14 protein-coding genes are annotated in these 18,981 nt (G+C 72.5%); 6 read left to right on the top strand and 8 right to left on the bottom strand.

The window, feature by feature from the left end; translation table 11 throughout:
* Window positions 1-31: 31 nt before the first annotated feature.
* The 4 genes from ASE87_RS11390 to ASE87_RS11405 form a co-directional block, all read right to left on the bottom strand.
* Window positions 32-736 (bottom strand): response regulator transcription factor, encoded by a 705-nt coding sequence (locus ASE87_RS11390; RefSeq protein ID WP_056229548.1) that lies wholly within the window; start codon window positions 734-736, stop codon window positions 32-34.
* Window positions 733-2,010, bottom strand: coding sequence for a sensor histidine kinase (locus tag ASE87_RS11395; RefSeq protein ID WP_056228566.1), 1,278 nt, complete (start codon window positions 2,008-2,010; stop codon window positions 733-735). The genes ASE87_RS11390 and ASE87_RS11395 overlap by 4 nt, the downstream gene beginning before the upstream one ends.
* 97 nt (window positions 2,011-2,107) lie before the next feature.
* Complete coding sequence (locus ASE87_RS11400; protein ID WP_056228568.1) at window positions 2,108-3,340, bottom strand: ATP-binding protein; 1,233 nt, start codon at window positions 3,338-3,340, stop codon at window positions 2,108-2,110.
* 53 nt (window positions 3,341-3,393) lie between these two features.
* On the bottom strand, window positions 3,394-4,326 hold the full coding sequence (locus tag ASE87_RS11405; RefSeq protein ID WP_157489836.1) for a glycosyltransferase family 2 protein: 933 nt from the start codon (window positions 4,324-4,326) through the stop codon (window positions 3,394-3,396).
* Window positions 4,327-4,402: 76 nt separating this feature from the next.
* Between ASE87_RS11405 and ASE87_RS11410 the strand changes: the two genes are divergently transcribed.
* Window positions 4,403-5,404 carry a glycosyltransferase family 2 protein gene (locus ASE87_RS11410; RefSeq protein ID WP_235472286.1) on the top strand — a complete coding sequence of 334 codons (1,002 nt, stop codon included), beginning with the start codon at window positions 4,403-4,405 and terminating at the stop codon, window positions 5,402-5,404.
* Window positions 5,405-5,406: 2 nt separating this feature from the next.
* On the opposite strand, the gene ASE87_RS11415 is transcribed toward ASE87_RS11410, so the two are convergent.
* From ASE87_RS11415 to ASE87_RS11430, 4 genes are all read right to left on the bottom strand, one after another.
* Entirely contained in the window at window positions 5,407-6,471 is a 1,065-nt protein-coding gene (locus ASE87_RS11415) for a glycosyltransferase (protein ID WP_056228573.1), read from the bottom strand.
* Window positions 6,468-11,183, bottom strand: a complete 4,716-nt coding sequence (locus ASE87_RS11420) for a PKD domain-containing protein (RefSeq protein WP_056228576.1) — start codon at window positions 11,181-11,183, stop codon at window positions 6,468-6,470. Before ASE87_RS11420 ends, ASE87_RS11415 begins: the two co-directional genes overlap by 4 nt.
* A gap of 114 nt (window positions 11,184-11,297) precedes the next feature.
* Window positions 11,298-11,960, bottom strand: coding sequence for a hypothetical protein (locus ASE87_RS11425; protein ID WP_043593291.1), 663 nt, complete (start codon window positions 11,958-11,960; stop codon window positions 11,298-11,300).
* Window positions 11,944-13,266, bottom strand: a complete 1,323-nt coding sequence (locus tag ASE87_RS11430; protein ID WP_043593289.1) for a hypothetical protein — start codon at window positions 13,264-13,266, stop codon at window positions 11,944-11,946. Before ASE87_RS11430 ends, ASE87_RS11425 begins: the two co-directional genes overlap by 17 nt.
* 253 nt (window positions 13,267-13,519) lie before the next feature.
* On the opposite strand from ASE87_RS11430, the gene ASE87_RS11435 reads away from it, so the two are divergent.
* From ASE87_RS11435 to ASE87_RS11455, 5 genes are all read left to right on the top strand, one after another.
* Window positions 13,520-16,006, top strand: a complete 2,487-nt coding sequence (locus ASE87_RS11435) for a right-handed parallel beta-helix repeat-containing protein (RefSeq protein ID WP_056228579.1) — start codon at window positions 13,520-13,522, stop codon at window positions 16,004-16,006.
* Between the two features lie 88 nt (window positions 16,007-16,094).
* A complete protein-coding gene (gene tsaB, locus ASE87_RS11440) occupies window positions 16,095-16,769 on the top strand; it encodes a tRNA (adenosine(37)-N6)-threonylcarbamoyltransferase complex dimerization subunit type 1 TsaB (RefSeq protein ID WP_056228582.1) in 675 nt (224 codons plus the stop codon).
* Window positions 16,766-17,305 carry a ribosomal protein S18-alanine N-acetyltransferase gene (gene rimI / locus ASE87_RS11445; protein WP_056228584.1) on the top strand — a complete coding sequence of 180 codons (540 nt, stop codon included), beginning with the start codon at window positions 16,766-16,768 and terminating at the stop codon, window positions 17,303-17,305. The genes tsaB and rimI overlap by 4 nt, the downstream gene beginning before the upstream one ends.
* 71 nt (window positions 17,306-17,376) lie before the next feature.
* Window positions 17,377-18,414 (top strand): tRNA (adenosine(37)-N6)-threonylcarbamoyltransferase complex transferase subunit TsaD, encoded by a 1,038-nt coding sequence (gene tsaD / locus ASE87_RS11450; RefSeq protein WP_056229556.1) that lies wholly within the window; start codon window positions 17,377-17,379, stop codon window positions 18,412-18,414.
* 117 nt (window positions 18,415-18,531) lie between these two features.
* Window positions 18,532-18,936: a DUF4190 domain-containing protein gene (locus ASE87_RS11455; protein WP_056228587.1), complete on the top strand. Its 405-nt coding sequence runs from the start codon at window positions 18,532-18,534 to the stop codon at window positions 18,934-18,936.
* Window positions 18,937-18,981: the final 45 nt, after the last annotated feature.

An 18,981-nucleotide genomic window follows, 5' to 3' on the forward strand; every position in this document is an offset into this window, starting at 1 on the left:
CGGCCTGCTCGGACGGCTCGCCCGCGCTCTGCTAGTCGGTCGTGGTGGACACGGGCCGTGTGGCGTCGGGTCGGGCCGCCCGGACGACGAGCGCCAGCTGCACGCGGTTGCCGACGTCGAGCTTGTCGTAGGCGTGGCCGACGTGGGTCTTGACGGTGGCGACGCTGACGAAGAGGTCGGCAGCGATCTCGGCGTTCGAGGCGCCCTCGGCCACGGCGACGGCCACCTCCCTCTCGCGGTCGGTCAGGAGGGCCAGTTTCGCCCGGGCGTCGGCGGCCGAGCCGGCCTCGTCCGGGCCGGTGGCCCGGGTGGCGGCGGCGATCACGCGGTCGAGCACGGTCGGCGACAGGATCGAGCGTCCGCGGGCGACGGCGAGCACGGCGTCGACGAGTTCGGCCGGCGGGGTGTCCTTGACGAGGAACCCCCGGGCACCGCGCTGCAACGCCCCCAGCACGAGGTCGTCGGCCTCGAAGGTCGTCAGCACGACCACCCGCAGGTCGGGCCGTCGGGCCAACTCGCGCTCGGTCGCCTCGAGCCCGTCGCAGCGCGGCATGCGGATGTCCATCAGCACGACGTCCGGTACCGTGCGGGCGATGACGTCGCCGGCGTCGAGTCCGTCCACGGCCTCGCCGACGAGCTCGACGTCGGCGTGCCCGCCCAGGATGAGGCGCAGGCCCGACCGCACCAGGGCGTCGTCGTCGACCACGACGACCCGGACGGGACGCCCGCCGGTCATCGCGTCCACGGCAGGTCGGCCTCGACGACGAAGTCGTCCCCGTCGGAGCCCGCCCGGAACCGGCCGTCCACCAGGCGGGCGCGTTCGGCCAGCCCGGCGAGGCCGTGGCCGCCTCTCGCGGCGTCGGACGGCCCGTGGGGCGCGGGGTTCGTCACGCGGATGCGGACGACGTCCGTCGGAGCCGCCTCGACCGACACCGTCACCCGGACCGGCTGCCCGGGAGCGTGACGTCGGGCGTTCGTGAGGGCTTCCTGGACGATGCGATAGGCGTGTCGTCCGACGGCGGTCGGCACCTCGGCCGAGCGGGCCGCGTCGTCGATCACCGACGTGACCGGAGAACCGGCCTCCCGCGCCTCCTCGACCAGGGCGTCGAGCTCGCGCATCGTGGGTTGAGGAGGCGCGGTGACCGTGACCTCGGAGGCCCCGCCCGCCTCCGGGTCGCGCAGCACCCCCAGCACGTCCCGCAGGTCGGAGAGCGCCGAGTGGGCCTCGGCCCGGACGACGGCCGCGGCGGCGACGGTCTCGTCGGGGTCGAGGTCGCGGCCCCGGTACTCGAGCGCCCCGGCGTGGAGGGCGACGAGGGAGAGCCGGTGGCCGAGGACGTCGTGCATCTCGCGGGCCAGGTGGGCCCGTTCTCCGTCGCGGGCCCGCTCCTCGCGGAGCACCTGGTCGCGTTCGACGAGGAGGGCCCGCTCGCGCAGCGAGGCGATCAGGGCGCGTCGGGAGCCGACGACCACCCCGACGAGAGCGAGGAGAGCGTAGGCGAGGGCGACGACGGCCAGGGCGACCGCCGCCCACCCGGCGGACCACCCGTCCTCCCACGAGCGGAACACGAGGAGTTCCGCGACCACCGTGGCCCCGACGAACACGACACCGGCGGCCACGATCTCGCCGGAGCGTCGGCGCGTGGCCAGCGACACGACGGCCAGGGCGGCGGCCCCGACCGCGAGGGTCGAGAACGACGCCAGGCCGACGACGACGAGAGTGACGGCGAACGGTGCCCGGTGGCGGAAGGGGACGAGGCCGAGGGCGGCCGACCCGGCGAGCACGTCACCGACGATGCTGGCCCCGACCCGGGCGTCGCTCCAGCCGCTCATGTCGGTCGACGGCCAGACCACGGCGAAGGCGATCAGCCCCGTCAGGAGGGCGACGCCGAGGCGCCACGACCCCGCCCAGAGCCGACGGGCCCGGGACGGCCTCGGGTCACCCACCGTCCCGTCGCCGTCGTCGGTCGCGGGCGTCGCGGTCGCGGGTCGTGCGGTGGCTGTGCTCATGGGTCGAGCTTAGGAAGCGCCCAGCCACCGGGGATCGACCGATGGTCGGAGATCGTGGTGGCACCGACCCCCACCGGGGTGCGACTCCTGGTCGGGCTCAGGCGGTCCGGGGCCAGTCCGTCGTCAGGTAGGCCTCGACGGCGCGGTTGCGGAACGCGTACGGCTTGCCCCGGCTGACCACGCCACGCACCGTGTCGAGCCGTTGCGAGGTGGGCCCGAGCTGCGCACCTGAGGCCAGGCCCATCGCCTCGGCGATCGCGTTGAGGGTGCGTTCTGCGGTGGGCAGCGACGCCATCGCCCTCAAGAACTCGTGCTCACGCGGGGGAAGGCGGTTCAGGATGCGCTCGACGTGGGCCGACGCCTCGCTCTCGGCTCCGCGCCAGCCGGCCACGACGTCCTCCTCGGAGATGACGGGGGCCGTCGCGACGTTCCACGCCCGCTGGCCGGCGAGCTGGAACAGGAAGGGCTCTCCGCAGCTGAGGGCCGCGATCGCCCTCGCTGCTGCAGGGTCCATGCGGACGGTCTCGACGGCACCGTGGTCGCCAGCGGTCTCCCACCCCGCGATCACGAAGGGCTGGAGTGCCTCGAGGATGTCGCCCTCGTCGAGGGGACCGAGCGTGATGGTGCGGAACCGTCGGGCGAAGGTCGCCCCTTTCCGGGCACCCGCCATGTCCTCGAAGTCGGGCAGGCCCGTGAGGTAGACGGCGACGGGCAGGTAGCGGGACACCGTGCCTCCACCGGGCACGCTGACCTCGACCTCGTGCGACAGGGCGTCGCCGAGGGCGATGAGGAGCTGCGAGAGGGCGGCCTCGTCACCGATGTTCTGCACCTCGTCGACGTGGATCATCACGACGGCGTCCTGCTCGATCGCCGCCTGGCCGAGTTCGACGAGGAGCTCGAAGAGGGCGGTGAACGGCTCGGGGCCGTCGGCGCCGCGGGTCGTCACCGAGAATCCGGTCACGGCCACCTGCTCGACCCTGGCGAGCAGGTCGAGGACGCCCCTCCGGGTCGAGGTGCGGAGCCCGGCGCGGTCGGCCAGTCGCAGGACGGCGGAGGCGATGATCTTGAGGGGATCGGCCCCGGTGGGCATGCGCAGCTGAGGCGTGACCCAGTCGCCGGCCTCGGCGGCGTCGCGGGCGATGCGTCGGACGAGACTCGACTTGCCGGTGCCCGGTTCGCCGAGGATCGTCCGTCCGGTCTCGTACAGACCCGCACGTCGGCGGGGTCGCAGGACCTGGTGCCAGTCGCTCAACTGCTCGGTTCGGCCGGCCCAGACGTCGGGGACGACGTCGGAGCCCGCCTGGAACGGGTTGGTGAGGGGAGATCGCACGGTGATAAATTTATCAGAGCCTGGGTCGGCCGTCGATAAATTTATCAAACCCTCTATCGGGCTCGTCGTCGACGCAGTTCGGTCGCCACGGTCCGTCGCCCTTCCAGCACGGCCCGCAGCCCGACGAACAGCGTGCCCGGTGATCGGACGAACTGGCGCCGCCCGCCCTGCAGCAGCACCTCCCACGCGATGCGCGGGGTCAGGCGTCGCCACCGGCGCAGGTCGTCGTCGCCGAGGTGCTTCGCGGCGAACAGCAGACGGTTGCGGATGTTGTACCGGTAGTACCCGGCCGACTTGGCCTGCCCCGACCGGTCGGCCCCGCCGGCGGTCTGCGTGCCGCCCTCGGCGTGGACGACGGTGACGTCGTCGAGCAGCCGCAGCGCGCCTCCTGCGCTCACGACGCGGCGGGACAGGTCGACGTCCTCCCAATAGAGGAAGTAGTCGTCGTCGAAGCCGCCGCAGCGTTGCCACAGCTCGTCGCTCAGCACGAGGCAGGCACCGCTCAGCCACTCCTCGACGCGGGCGCCGGGCAACCGTCGCCGTCTCGACCGGATGCGTCCGTCGTCGAGGTACAGGTCGCTGCCGGCCGACCAGACGCTGCCGTCGGGGCGCAGCACGGTCGGCGCGCTCATCGTCATCGGGTCGGACGAGGAGGCGCGGTGCAGGGCGGCGAGGGCCCCCGCGTCCGCGACGGCGTCCGGGTTGAGCAGCACGTGGTGGCGCGCCCCGGCCTCGCGCGCCCGGGCGACGCCGAGGTTCACCCCGGTGCCGAAGCCCTCGTTGCCGGCGGGCGCGACGAGGTGCCAGCCCTCGGCCGCAGCGAGCTCGCTCACGCGGGCGCGCTCGGCCGCTCCCGACCAGTTGTCGACGACGACCACGACGAGGCCGTCGGTCGCCCGTGACACGGGTGCGAGGTTCCGGCGCAGCAGGTCGGTCGAACCGTAGTTGACGACGACCACCGAGAGGCCGGCGAGCGACTCACCCACGGTTCGTCCCCCGTCCACCCGCAGGAGGCGCGGTGAGCGACCCGGTGCCCGTCACCGACCTGACATGCTGGGGCCCGTGACGACCGACCCGACCGCCCCGCGCCTCCTGACCATCGCCGTGCTGACCTTCCGCCGACCGCGCGATCTCGACGCGGTGCTGCCGCTGCTCGTCGAGCAGGCCCGCAGCGTCCACGGGCTCGGCGTCGAGGCGCGCGTGCTCGTCGTCGACAACGACGCGAGCGGGTCGGGGCGCGAGCGCGTCGAGGCGGCGGCGCTCGCGGCGGCCGACCCCGGTGACGGCGCAGGACCCGTGACGGTGGACTACGTCGTCGAGGCCACGCCGGGCATCGCGTCGGCCCGCAACAGGGCGCTCGCCGAGAGCGGCGACGGCGACCTGCTGGTCTTCATCGACGACGACGAGCGGCCCTCCGACCAGTGGCTGCGTGGGCTGGTCGCGCTCCAGGCCGGGACCGGTGCCGCGGCCGTCGTCGGCCCGGTGCGCAGCGAGTACGAGGTCGAGCCCGAGCCCTTCATCGTCGAGGGACGCTTCTTCGTGCGCCGTCGACTCGCGACCGGCACGCACGTCGACGTCGCCGCGACCAACAACCTGTTGCTCGACCTCGCCGAGGTGCGCCGCCAGGGGCTCGCCTTCGACGTGGCGCTCGGCCAGCTCGGAGGCGAGGACACGCTGTTCACCCGCAGTCTGGTCGCGGGCGGTGGGACGATCCTCTGGTGCGCCGAGGCGGTCGTCACGGACGTCGTCCCCGCGCACCGCGTCACGCGGCGCTGGGTCGTGCAGCGCGCCTACAGCAGCGGCAACGGCTGGAGCCTCACCTCGGTGATGCTGTCCGCGCGAGGGGCGTCGCGACTGTCCACGCGCCTCCGGCTGTCGGCGAAGGGCGGCGTGCGCGTCGCCGGCGGGCTGGGCCGGTACGCGGTCGGCACGGTGACCCGCCCCCTCGGGCGCCGGTCGTTGGGGCAACGCGCTCGTGGCATCCGCACGATGGCCCGGGGTGCCGGCATGGTGGCGGGCGCGTGGGGCGCGGGGTACCGGGAGTACGGCCGCGTCGACGGCTGACCTCACGGACGGGCCCGGCGTCGGCCGACGAGGCGTCGACCACGGGTGGCGGCGATCGCCCGACGGTACGCCGCGACGTGCGCCTCGCCGGCACGGTCCCAGTCGCGAGCCGACAGGTCGGGGCGGGCGTCGTCGTCGAGTCGTGAAGCCGCGTCGAGCGCGTGCTCGACGTCCTCGGCGCCCAGGTCGTCGGCGTACTGCCGGACCCAGTCGGCGCCGACCTCGTCGGCCAGACGGGCGTTGACCTCGTTGGCGGGCACGAGCACCGGCCGGCCGAGCGACAGCGCCGTCAGCACGCCGCCCGAGTTGTGCATCTCGCGGTAGGGCAGCACGACGAGCTCGGCCCGGCGCACCACGTCGATGAGGGCTTCGTCGTCGAGGAACCGCAGGTCGAGGCTGACCCGGGGGTCGTCGGCCGCGAGCCGCTCGAGGCCGTGGGCGAGCTCGGGGGTCGAGGGCTTGCCGGCGGCGTGCAGTCGACGGTCGTCCCCGCGGACGTCGCGGAAGGCCCGGAGGAGGCCGTCGACCCCTTTGTAGCGGCGGATGAAGCCGAAGTACGACACCCGGCCGGCCTCGCGCGACGGCCAGGGCCAGCGGGCGAACCAGTCGACGTAGTGGCCGTGGGGGATGAGCGCGCCGAGGGCGTCGGCGTGCTCGGGCGTCTCGTCGTTCAGCCGCACCCAGAGCGCGGTGCGTCGCTCGATCCAGCGCAACAGGACGCGCTCGCGGCGGGAGATGCCGCTCGGCAGCTCGAGGTTGTGCTCGGTGCGGACGATCGGGGTTCGCGTCAGTCGCAGCTTCGTCACCAGGGCGACGGTCAACGCCTGACGCACGAGCGCCTTGAGCGGGCTCTGCCCCGAGACGAGGATCTCGGGCCAGTGCACGTGGAACACGTCGTAATGTCCGAGCAGGGCGCCCTTCCAGTCGAAGGTGCGCACCTCGACCCCGGGCACCGCGCCGACGGCGTCCCGGAGCATCACGAGGTAGGGGTTCGTCGTCGGTCGCGGTCGCGGGAACGACTGCTGGACGACGAGCCTGCTCGCGTGCTCCGGGGCGGCGTCGGTCACGGCTTGAAGACGCTCAGGTCGTCGAACGAGACCGTCTGCGGGGCGTTGGTCGCGGAGCCCGAGGCGTAGGCGGCGAGGGCCACCGAGCCGGGGGCCTGCAGGCCGGCGAACGTGTCGGTCGTCGAGACGGTCCACGCGGTGGGCTCGGTCGTGCCGTCGAGCCAGGCCTTCGCCCGGATCGTCGTCGTGCCGGAGCCGCTGACCTCGAGGCGGACGTTGACCTTGGCGCTCGGCGTGACCGTGCCCGGCACCAGCGTCTCGTTCACCAGGGTGACGTTCGTCGACGTGCCCTTGTAGGCGTTGAGCGCGACGACGACGCGTCCGTCCGAGCGGTAGCGCAGGGTCGCGCGGTACTCGGAGTTCGTCGCCACCTTGCGGCCCGTGACGTAGACGTACGTGCCGCCTCCGGTCGCCGCCTTGTCGAGGCTGACGCTGGTGCGCAGGTCGCTGTCGGTCGTGTTGACGCCGGTGAGGGCCATCGAGGTGCTCCAGCCCGCGGCACCCAGGTACTGGGTGCCGACGCCGTTGACGACCGAGTACTGCGAGGCCTGGCCGGTGCGCGTCCAGGCGCCGCCGACGTCGGCCGATCCCCAACCGTTCGTCGCCGAGCGGCCGAAGCCGTCCTGCGCGATCGCGGTGACGACGGGAGGCGCGGTGACCGTCACCGTGGAGGTGCGGGTCCCCGTGGCGCCCTTGTCGTCGGTCACGACGAGGGTCACCGTGTATGTGCCGCCGGTGGCGTAGTCGTGCTTCGCCGTGCTGCCGGTCGCCGTGCCGCCGTCGCCGAAGTCCCAGGCGTAGGCGGCGACGGTGCCGTCGGAGTCGCTCGAGGCGCGTCCGTCGGTGGAGACCGAGAGCTTGTCGGTCGCGGTCGTGAACGCCGCCGTCGGGGTCGCGTTCGGGATCGGCGCGACCGTCACGGTGCCCGTCGAGGTGCCGGTGGCGCCCTTGTCGTCGGTGACCGTGAGGGTCACGGTGTACGTGCCGGCCGCCGCGTACGAGTGCGAGGCGGTCTTCCCGGTGGCCGAGCCGCCGTCACCGAACGACCAGGCGTAGCCGGTCACGGTGCCGTCGGGATCGGTGGAGGCCGACCCGTCGGTCGACACCGCCAGACCCGTCGCGGCGCTCGTGAACGACGCCGTGGGGGCGACGTTCACCGGCGGGGCCGGGGCGACGGTGACCGTCCCGGTCGAGGTGCCGGTGGCGCCTTCGCCGTCGGTGACCGTGAGGGTCACGGTGTAGGTGCCGGCCGCGGCGTAGGTGTGGCCGGTGGTCGATCCGGTGGCTGCGATCGTGCCGTCACCGAAGTCCCAGCGGTACGACGCGATGGCGCCGTCGGCGTCGGACGAGGCCGTCCCGTCGACCGCGACGGCGAGGTGGTCCACGGTCGAGGTGAAGGAGGCGGTGGGCGTCGCGTTGACGCGGGGCGGCGTCACCGTGACGGTCGCGGTCGAGGTGCCGACGGCACCCCGGTCGTCGGTCACGGTCAACGTGACCGTGTACGTGCCGCCCGCGGCGTAGGTGTGCGTGGGTGCGACCTCCGACGCCACGGCGCTGCCGTCGCCGAAGTCCCAGGCGTACGAGGCGACCGAGCCGTCGCTGTCGGCCGAGGCGCCGCCGTCGAAGGCGACTCCGAGGCCGGTGGTCGCCGACGAGAAGGCGGCCACGGGAGCCGCGTTCGGCTTGTTCGTGCCGAGTGCGTAGTGCTGGGCGATCGTCGTGGCGTCGAGGGGGCGCGCGTAGACCGCGGCCTCGTCGAGGCTGCCGGCCCAGTAACCCGAGCCCGAGTTCCACGAGCTGTCGCCGCCGAGGCGCCAGTACCCGCGGTAGCCGTCCGAGGCGGTGGTCGGGTTCGACCCGACCTGGGCGCCGTCCACGTAGAGCTTCATCCCGTCGGAGCCCTGCGTGGCGACCACGTGGTGCCACCGGCCGTCGTTGTAGCTCGCGGTGCTGCTCGCGAGGTTCATCCGACCGGTCCAGTTGCCGAACTGCAGTCGCCCGTCCTGCTCCATGTAGACGTGGCGGTCGTAGTTGCCGCTGTAGCCGGTCTGCTGGCTGCCGAAGCCGATCAGCTTGCCGCCCGAGGTCGTCGTCGTGTTGAACCAGGTCTCGAGCGTGTAGGTGTTGGGCGAGTCGTACGAGGTGGTGGTGGCCACGCCGGCGTCCTGCCCGTTGAAGGTCGCCGACCGTCCGGTGCCGCCGACGGCCGAGGGGCCGCCGGTCGTCAGGCCGCCGGTGGAGACGCCGTTCGTGCCGATGGGGGAGGAATCCGTCGCGACGGCGGTCGAGTCACCGTCGAGACGGAAGTACGCCTCGGGGTCGTCCTGGAACACGCGGGCGCCGTAGGCGTCGGCGGGCGAGGTCGGAAGCTTGCTCGTGCGTCCCGAGGCGACCCACTGGCCGTCGACCTGCTGGGGGCTCAGGGCCTTCGGGTACACGGACACGTCGTCGATGTCGCCCTGGAAGTACGGAGCACCGTCCCAGTTGTTGTCGCCACCGATGCGCCAGTAGCCCGTGTAGTCCTGGGCGCTGGTCGTCCCGGCATCCGTCGCGATCTTCTTGCCGTCGACGTAGAACGACTGACCGGCCGAGCTCAACGTGCCGACCACCTGGTGCCACTGGCCGTCGTTCAGGGCGGTCGGGCTCGTGATGATGCGGCTGGCGTTCGGGTACACGCCGAACGAGACACGGCCCCGGGGGTCCATGTAGAGGTGGCGGTCGTACGAGTTCGAGGCGCCCGTGTTCGAGTTCCCGAAGCCGACGATCTTGCCTCCGGTCGTCGACGTGGTGCGGAACCATGCCTCGACGGAGAAGGTCTGCGGTCCGGTGATCGCCGAGGTGGTCGACGAGAGCCCGGTGTCGGTGCCCGAGAAGGTGCTCGAGCCGTCCGAGTCGGTCGACGCCTGGCCGGTGGCCCCGCGCGTCACGCCGGCCTGGGCCTGCTGGTCGTCGAAGGCGATCGAGTCGTAGACGGTCGAGCCGCTCTTCTCGCCCAGGCGCCAGAAGGACGTGGCCCCGTCGCCGGCCACTCGCTGCTGGTAGGGCGAGGGGGCGGTGGTCGAGACGGTCACCGACACGGTGTCACCGAGGACGGTGTTGCCGAGCGGGTCGGTGGCGCGCACCCGGTACTCGTGCGTGCTGCCCGGCGTGAGCCCCTTGTCGACGAAGCCGATGGAGGGTCGCTTCCAGAAGGTCGAGGGCGTGGTCGTCGAGTAGACCGGCGTCGTGAGGTTGCCGTCGCGGTAGACCTGGTAGGCCAGGTTGGCGTTGTCGCGGTCCCAGTTGGACTGCCACGCGACCCGGACGCTGCCGGACTCGAGCGAGACGAGGGTGGGCTTGAACAGGGCACCCGAGTACACCGGGCCCTCCTTGTTCGGAGCGATGCTCGACACGGCGAAGCGGGTCAGGCCGTACTGGGCCTTGCCGTTGACCGTCGGGAACTCCCCGCCGTAGACCACGTACTTGTCGTTGGCGGCGACGCTCCACGGCCCCTGGTTCTGGCCGGTGTAGCTGCCGGTGCCGAAGTCGGGGAACCAGTTGAGGATGCTCGGGGCCGGGTTGCCCGCGAAGTTGTAGTAGCCCATGGGGTCGTTGGTGACGGTCTGGGTCGCCGAGTCGCTGAAGGCCATCGCCCGCTGGAAGGTCCACGGGTTGGTCTGCGGCTGGCCGCCGATGTTGCCGCAGTAGTGCGGGTGTCCTGCGATGTAGACGGCCGTGCTGTTCGCGGCGACCGAGTAGGTGTCGCCGTGGCAGTCCTCGACCCAGACGAGGTCGCCGGCCCAGGTCGACTTGAAGGCACCCTCGAGACGGCCGCCGCCACCGAAGGTGTAGCCCGAGCCGTAGACGCCGTTCGCCGTGGCGCTCAAGCTGTAGATCGCGGCCTGGCCGCCGCCGTTGCGGATGACGTCGTTGGCCTGGAACGGCAGGTTCGCCGCGGAGGTCGGGTCGACCATGGCGAGACCGTAGCCGGGCTGCGACGAACCGTTGACCGAGTTGAACGACCCGCCGAGCACGATCTTCGACCCGTCCGGGCTCGCGACGAGGGCCAGCACGTCACCGCCGGCGATCTGGGGTGCCCACGGCAGGTTGGTGCCGTTGGCCGCCGTCACGGCGGCGGCCTTGGTGCGCGTGTCCTTGCCGATGCTCGAGAAGACGCCGGCGACGTAGACGTTCGGGCCGACGGCGGCGATGGCGTTGACCGTCGCGTTGGTACCGGGGTTCCAGCTGGTCACGAGGGCGCCCGTGGTCGGGTCGAGAGCGGCGAGGCGGTACTTGTTGACGCCGTTGACCTTGGTGAAGGCGCCACCGATGTAGAGGCGCTTGCCGTCGGGGGAGGCGGCGAGGGCCTTGACCTGGCCGTCGATGACCGGGGCGAAGGTCGTCGAGAGGGCTCCCGTGGTGATGTCGTACGCCAGCAGGTAGCTGCGGGGGACCTCGTTGACGCCGGGCGCCGAGCCGGCCGGGCGCGCCTTGGTGAACTTGCCGGCCGCGTAGACCGTGTTGCCCACGATGACCTGAGAGAAGACCGAGCCGTCGATCTGCGGCGTGGGCAACGCATCGGCCGTGACGGTCGCCGGGGTCGACGGCGCCGTCGGGTCGGCGGGTGCGGAGTCGGCCTGGGCGGGCTGGACTCCGATCAGGACGGACAGGAGCACGGCGGACGCAGCGACGATCGCGGGTAGGCGAAGGCGCGACGAGACGGTTCTTCCCATGGGGGAGCCTCATTCGGGTCGGGTAGGCGTCATCGGCATTCGGGTACCGATGGCTTGACGACTATAAGGTCCCCCCAAGGGGGGACAGTGGCCCCCGTTGTGGGTACAGGAGTACTACGAGGTCGATCCCTCGAAGACGACGACCGGCACGTCGACGGCGTAGTCGAAGGTCAGCCGGAGGTCGTCCTGCGCGTCGGCGGGCACGGAGAACACGTAGACGCCCGTGGCGGTGGTGCCGGCCGCGACCGACGCCGGGAACGAAGAAGTCCCGGTCGAGAACGTGTTGGCCGGCGTCCGGCCGGTGCCGTAGGCCAGGTTGACGACGACGGTCGACAGATCGACGGGGGCGGCCGAGCCGTTGTACACCTCGAGCTCCGCTCGAACCGCGGGGCCCGACACCTCGCCGGGCAAGACGGCCTCGCCGTCGACTCCGTCGAGGCTTTTCACCCGGACCGTCACCCCGTCGACGACGGTGGGCGACTCGTCGAGGCCGACGGGTGGTGACTCGGGTGTGTCGGGGCCCGCGGCCGGCGGCGTGGTCGACGTCGGCGCGTCCGTGGACGAAGGGTCCGCCGGGGAACCCGGCGCATCACCGGTCGGCTGCGAGGTCGAGGCCGTGTCGTCCGTGGAGGGTCCGCCGTCACCGCGGCCGGTGAGCACGAGGGCGACCACCACGGCGACCACGACGACGACGCCGACCGCCACGGTGACGATCAGACGGCGTCGGCGGGGGGTGGCGGGGGTCGACCCGGTGGTCGGTTCACCTTCTGGCGACATGAGGCACTCCTGGTTCGGGGCGGGGGAGGAACGCGAGGGCGAGGGCGAGCACGAGCGTCGGGAACGACGTGTAGAACGGCGCGAAGAAGACGTTCCAGACGCTCTGCGATGCGGCGTAGAGCAGCAGTCCGCTGGCCGTCCCGTCGGCGAGGCGACGGACCACGCCGACCGCGAGCACGACGATCGCGGTGGCGACGAGCAGCAGGCCGACGATGCCGGACTGGGCCCAGAGGTCTCCGAACACCGAGTGCAGTTCGACGTGGCCGCCGAACATGAAGCGTTCGACGTAGCCGTTGTTCGGCTGGTAGCCGATGGCGTTCATGCCCTCTTTCGCGACCTGCACGTCTTCGGGGGTCGGCACGGAACCGGTGCCGAAGCCCCACGGGTGGTGCTCCATGAGGCCGACGGTGGCCGCGAGTTCGGGTCGTCCGCCGAGGATCAACGACCCCGACTGCCGCAATTGTTCGAGGCTGCGGGCCTGCGTCGTCACACCGAGGTAGCCGTCGAGGATGAGGGCCTGTCCCAGCTGGTAGACCGCCACCCCGAGTCCGCCCAGTCCGAGGACGACGGCGACCGCCGACGGTCTCCGGTGCGGGCGGACGATCGCGATCTGCGCGAAGACCAGCAGTGCGGCCAGCAGCAGCAGCCCGAAGGCCGAGCGCGAGTCGTTCAGTGCTGCGACCACGATGAGCACCGTGAGGGCGCCGAGTTCCCATCGGCGGCCGAACCGGGCGGCGAGGGCGAGCAGGATCACGGTCACGGGCAGCGCGAAGCCGAACTTCCAGGGGTTCGTGGCGAACAGTGTGGTGTCGGGGGTGAATCCGAGCGCCAGCCCGATGCCGAACCAGAGGGCGGCGCGAGGAGACGTGAGGACGTCGCGACCCCAGACGAACAGGCCGACGCTGAAGACGGTGCCCACGAGGAACACCGTCCCGGGGATGACCGCGGTCGGGTCGGTCTCGTGGTCGGCGGCGTTGGCGACGCCCAGCCACAGTCCGGCGGCCGTGGCCAGCAGGCCCAGCCCGACGAAGAGCGTGCCCCCGTGCTGACGACGCAGGTGGGCCCACCAGACCGGCAACATGACGAGCGCGACCACGAAGCCGACCTGGAGGCTCTGCGGCAGGGTGAAGCGCATGCCCAGCAGCACGAGGCAGGCGGCCGCGAGTCCGCGTACCCACGCCCGCGCCTCGAGCGGGGCGTCCCGTCCGCTCGGAGCGCCGAGGGTCGGCGGGCGCCACGAGGAGGCGCGCGCGACCCCTCGACGCAGGGTCGCCGAGGCCCTCGGGCCGGCTTCGAGGGGCGTCATGCGTGAACTCTAGGCGACGGCGGTGGGTGGCCGGACACCCCTGACGGGTGGCACCCGGAGGGATGCCACCCGCACGGAGGGCACCCCCAAGGGGGCTGACGGGCCCTTGCCAACCGCGCATAGATGTATGAGGATTCGTTCTTGTCTTCGCCGAGGTCCCGACTCGACTCGCCGTAGCCCCGATCGCGCAAGCCCCCGTCCTGGGGGCATGTGCTGAATCCATCAGGACTCCACCCCGACGAAAGGAGCGCCGATGCTCGACGCCTCCGCGCCTCAGCTCGACTCACCGAACCGCACCCGGACGGTCCTCGGCGCCATGACCATGGCGGTGGCCTGCGTCGCCGCCGTCCTCGTTCCCGCGACCAGCGCCTCCGCGGCTGCCACGACCGTCGCGTCCGACGCCTCGGGTCGCACGACGGCGGGCGGCTGGGGTGCCGCCGACAAGGGAGGCACCTGGACGACCTGGTCGGGGCCCACCAAGGCCACCTTCGCCGTGGGTGGCGGGGTCTCGTCCATCACCGGGCTCGTGCCGGGAGGGTCGGCGACCGCCGCGCTCGCAGGGGTCTCGGTGCAGGACGTCGAGGTGCGCGAGACCATTCGCCTGCCGCAGACCACCGGGGGTTTCTACCAGGGGTGGGAGCTGCGCCGTCAGAGCGACGGTTCGGCCTACCGTGGGCGTCTCGAGCAGGGCTCTTCGGGGACGGTCGCCCTCGCCATCACGAAGATCGGCAAGTCCGGCGAGAAGGATCTCGGCCGGGTCGCCCTCCCGTCGGGCGTGACGAAGGGCTCGGCCGTCTCGGTCGCCTTCCGCGCCGTCGGCACGGGGTCGGTGAGCCTGCAGGGCAAGGGCTGGGCCGCCGGCACGACCGAGCCCGGCTGGCAGCTGTCGTCGTCGGACACCGCCGCCGATCGCATCGCCAAGCCCGGCGCCGTCGGGCTCTGGCAGTACTCGAGCTCGTCGAACAAGACGGTGACCACCACGACCTTCGACGACCTCTCTGTCGTCCAGTCGCCCCAGGACGCCGTGCCGGTCCCGGTGCCCGTCCCCACACCGACCCCGACGCCGGCCCCCGCACCGACGCCGGCCCCCGCGCCGGCACCCACCCCCACCCCCGACCCGACCCCGACGCGCGGTTCGGTGCCCGTCGGTTCGGCGTCGTACGCCGTTCCCTCCGGCGCCCTCTTCGTGGCGCCGGGCGGCAACGACTCGGCGGCCGGCAGCCAGGCCGCCCCGTTCCGCACCCTCGGTGCCGCCGTCGCGAAGGCCAAGGCCGGCGGGACCGTCGTCCTGCGGGCCGGCAGCTACAACGAGAGCGTCGTCGTGCCGTTCAACAAGCCGCTGACGATCCAGGCCTACCCGAAGGAGGCCGTCTGGCTCGACGGGTCCGTGCCCGTCTCGTCCTGGCAGCGCTCGGGTTCGGGGTGGAGCACCCCGTGGACGTCGTTCCCGTCGTCCGCACTGCTCGGCATCGCCGACAACCCGCGCTTCCTGTCGCCGTCGTTCCCCCTCGCCGGGCGTCCCGACCAGGTCTTCCTCGACGGCGTGCAGCTGACGCAGGTCACGCCCGACAAGCTGGCCCCCGGCACCTTCGCTCCGGACCCCGCCGGTGGACGGGTGCTGATCGGCAGCGACCCCTCGGGGCACGAGCTGCGCATCAGCAACAAGCAGCAGGCCATCTGGGTGCAGGCGCCGGACACGACGCTGCAGGGCTTCGGCGTGCGCCGCTACGCGACCCTCGACTCCGACCGGGGCACGATCCGCCTCGGCAACACCGGCGCCACCGCGCAGGACCTCGTCGTCGTCGAGAACGCCATGATCGGCGTGAACCTCGAGAACAACGGCGGCACCCTGCGCCGGCTGACGGTCGAGCACAACGGCATGCTGGGCATCGGCGCCAACGCGTCCTACGACATGTCGCTGTCCGATTCGGTGGTCCGCGAGAACAACTGGCAGCGATTCAAGGAGACCCCCGTCTCGGGCGGAGTGAAGATCACGCGGTCGCGCGGCGTGACCGTCTCCAACAACGACGTCAGCCGCAACTACAGCTCGGGCCTGTGGCTCGACGAGTCCGTGTACGACTCGAAGGTCGTGGGCAACACGGTCGTCGACAACGAGTGGACGGGCATCCAGCTCGAGCTCTCGAGCAAGGCCGTCGTCGCGGGCAACACCGTCACCGGCGGCAAGACGGGCATCCAGATCATCGGTACCGACGACGTGCGGGTCTACAACAACTCCGTCGGCGGCTTCAGCCAGTTCGGAGTCAAGGTGCTGCAGGACGAGCGTCGTCAGGCCACGGCGGCCACCGGTCAGGACCGTCGTCGGCCCATCCCGGACCCGACCATGAGCTGGGTCACGGGCAAGATCACCATCGCGAACAACGCCTTCGGCAGCGGCGGGTACTACCAGGTCTACGTCCTCGACTCGAAGACCAACCGCTCGGCCGACTCGATGGGCGTCACGGTGACCGGCAACGCGTTCAACCAGCGCCGCACGACGGCCCAGGCCACCCTGGTCGGCTGGGGGGCCGGTGACAACAAGACGGTGACCCGGTTCGACACCGTGTCGGCGCTCTCGGTCAAGAACTCGTCGTGGCGCAACGTCGAGACGTCGTCCGTGCTCGACCTCGGCGGCATGACGAGCCTGCTGACCTCGTCGCTCGGCATCGTGTCGGCCCTGCCGTCCGACATCGCCGCGCTCCTCGGACAGCCCGGGACGGCGCGCCGCATCGGCGCCTTCTGACCGACCCGACGGAGCCCGGCCCCGGCCGGGCTCCGTCACCCGTCAGGAGGCGCGGGTCGGCTTCCCGACACCGCCTACGATTGACCCCGTGATCCTGGCCATCGACACCTCAGCCGGCTCGTCCGTCGCCGTCGTCGACCGTGACGGCGGCGTGCTCGCCGAGCACACGGTCGCCGACACCCGGCGTCACGCCGAGGTGATCGGCCGCCTGATCGACGACGCCCTGCGCGAGGCCGGCGTGACCCCGTCCGAGCTCTCCGCCGTGGTCGCCGGTCGCGGCCCCGGCCCCTTCACGGGCCTGCGGGTCGGCATCGCCGCCGCCCGCGCCTTCGCCTTCGGCGCCGGCGTCCCGTGCCTGTCGGTCGGCAGCCACGACGCCGTCGCGTTCGAGCGGCTCTCGGCGGCGGCCGGCCGCTCCGTCGGCGCCGCCGGCGGGCCCGTCGACTCGCCGCTCGTCGTCGTCACCGACGCCCGCCGTCGCGAGGTGGCGTACAGCGCGTGGTCGGGGCTCGACGACGACGGCCTGCCCGTGATCGTGGCCGGCCCCGCCCTCGTGAGGCCGGCCGACCTCGACGAGGCGACCGGCGCCTCCTCGTCCTGGCCGCGCACCGACCCCGACGCGACGACGGTCTCGGCGGCCGCCCTGGGCATGCTGGCCGAGCGTCTCTTCGAGCACGGTCGCGCGTTCGCCGACGCCGAGCCGTTGTACCTGCGCGAGCCCGACGTCACCCCGTCGGCCGGTCCCAAGCCGGTCACGCGATGAGCGTCCTGTTGCGCACGGCCACCCTCGACGACCTCGACGGCATCATGGCCATCGAGACGTCGACCTTCGTCAACGACGCCTGGTCGCGGGCGAGCATGACGCACGAGCTCACCGCCCCCGGTGGTCGGTACCTCGTCGCGACGGCCGAGGGGGACGACACCACCGTCATCGGTTACGCGGGCATGCTGGCGCCGAGAGGGGCCCCCGAGGCCGACGTCCAGACCATCGCCGTGCTCGCGGAGCACCAGGGGCAGGGGCTCGGGCGGGCGATGCTGACCCAGCTGCTCACCGAGGCCCGTCAGGGCGGCGTGCGCGAGGTGTTCCTCGAGGTGCGGGCCGACAACCCCGGGGCACAGCACCTCTACGAGACGCTCGGCTTCGAGCGGATCGCCGTCCGCCCGCGGTACTACATGCCCGACGGGGTCGACGCGGTCGTGATGCGACTGCGCGTCCCGCCGGCCACCACCGAGACCACCCCGGGCCACGTCGAGCCGTTCGGCGACGCGCCCCTCGACGAACAGGACGTCCGCCCGTGACCGTCACCCGCGCCTCCTCGTCCGCCGCTGCCGAGCCCGCCGCCGCCGAGCCGGCCGTCCTCGAGCCGCTCGTGCTGGGCATCGAGACCAGCTGCGACGAGACCGGCATCGGCATCGTGCGCGGCCGCACCCTGCTCGCCAACGTCATCTCGTCGTCGATGGACGAACACGCCCGCTACGGCGGCGTCGTGCCCGAGGTCGCCGCGCGCGCCCACCTCGAGGCGCTCGAACCCGCCCTCGCCGCGGCGCTCGCCGAGGCCGGCGTCACGACGGCCGAGCTCGACGCGATCGCCGTGACGAGCGGGCCCGGGCTCGCCGGTGCGCTCATGGTCGGCGTCGGTGCGGCCAAGGCCCTCGCCCTGGCGACGGGCAAGCCCCTCTACGCCGTGAACCACCTCGTCGGCCACGTCGGAGCCGACGTGCTGCGCGACGACGGCAGCGAGCTCGAGCTGCCCACCATCGCGCTTCTCGTCTCGGGGGGCCACACCTCGTTGCTGCACGTGCGCGACCTCGTCGACGACGTCGAACTGCTCGGCGAGACGATCGACGACGCCGCGGGCGAGGCGTTCGACAAGGTCGCCCGCCTGCTCGGCCTGCCCTACCCCGGGGGGCCCCAGATCGACCGCGTCGCCGAGGGCGGCGACCCGAGGGCCGTCCGCTTCCCGCGGGGGCTGACCCTGCCGAAAGACCTGTCGAAGCACCGGTACGACTTCTCGTTCTCGGGGCTCAAGACGGCCGTCGCCCGGTGGGTCGAACAGCGTCGCAGCGAAGGAGGCGCGGTGCCGGTCGCGGACGTCGCGGCCAGCTTCCGCGAGGCGGTCGCCGACGTCCTGCTCACCAAAGCTCTCGCGGCCTGCGCCGACCGGGGCGTGCCCCGCCTGCTGCTCGGCGGGGGAGTCGTCGCCAACGCCCGCGTGCGCGAGCTCGCGGCCGAGAGGTGCGCCGCGGCCGGGGTCGAGCTGCGCGTGCCGCCCCTCTCGCTCTGCACCGACAACGGTGCCATGATCGCGGCGCTCGGCGCCGAGCTCGTGTCCCGGGGCCGGGCGCCGTCGCCGCTCGACTTCGGGGCCGACTCGACGTTGCCGGTGACGACGGTCCAGGCGGTCTGAACCCCGAGGCGGGGCCCGGGCGACCCGCCCCGGTCGGAGGCCATCGGTCGCCGATAGCATGGGCGCTCGACCGACCGCGGCCGTCACCGGCCGACCCTCAGCAGAAGGACGTCCCCGATGACCGACCAGAACCCCTCACCCCACGCCCAGCCCTCGTCGCAGAACCCGTACCAGGGCCAGCAGCCGGCCTACCCGGGGCAGCCCTCCGGCGGTCAGCCGGCCTACCAGGGGCAGAACGGCGCCCGCCCCGGTCAGCGCAACACCCTCGCCCTCGTCTCGATGATCCTGGGCATCGCCGGCTTCGTGACCTCGATCACGGCGCTCGGTGCCATCGTCACCGGCCACATGGCGTTGAGCCAGATCAAGAAGCGGGGCGAAGAGGGCCGCGGCATGGCCCTGACGGGTCTCATCCTCGGCTACGTCGTCGTCGCCCTGACCATCATCGGCATCATCCTGCTCGTGGTCCTGTTCGGTGCCATCGCCAGCAACCCCGACCTCTACGACGGCAGCTACAACTCGTAGGTCGTCCTCGCGTCGTCGGGCATCGCCTCCCAGGGGCCGCTCATC

It is taken from the genome of Frigoribacterium sp. Leaf44 (assembly GCF_001421865.1).
Classification (GTDB): Bacteria; Actinomycetota; Actinomycetes; order Actinomycetales; family Microbacteriaceae; genus Frigoribacterium.

Excerpts from the sequence above, each read along its gene's own strand:
- ASE87_RS11390 (WP_056229548.1), bottom strand. The coding sequence starts at position 736 with ATGACCGGCGGGCGTCCCGTCCGGGTCGTCGTGGTCGACGACGACGCC.
- ASE87_RS11395 (WP_056228566.1), bottom strand. The coding sequence starts at position 2,010 with ATGAGCACAGCCACCGCACGACCCGCGACCGCGACGCCCGCGACCGAC.
- ASE87_RS11420 (WP_056228576.1), bottom strand. The coding sequence starts at position 11,183 with ATGGGAAGAACCGTCTCGTCGCGCCTTCGCCTACCCGCGATCGTCGCT.
- ASE87_RS11425 (WP_043593291.1), bottom strand. The coding sequence starts at position 11,960 with ATGTCGCCAGAAGGTGAACCGACCACCGGGTCGACCCCCGCCACCCCC.
- ASE87_RS11430 (WP_043593289.1), bottom strand. The coding sequence starts at position 13,266 with ATGACGCCCCTCGAAGCCGGCCCGAGGGCCTCGGCGACCCTGCGTCGA.
- ASE87_RS11435 (WP_056228579.1), top strand. The coding sequence starts at position 13,520 with ATGCTCGACGCCTCCGCGCCTCAGCTCGACTCACCGAACCGCACCCGG.
- rimI (WP_056228584.1), top strand. The coding sequence starts at position 16,766 with ATGAGCGTCCTGTTGCGCACGGCCACCCTCGACGACCTCGACGGCATC.
- ASE87_RS11455 (WP_056228587.1), top strand. The coding sequence starts at position 18,532 with ATGACCGACCAGAACCCCTCACCCCACGCCCAGCCCTCGTCGCAGAAC.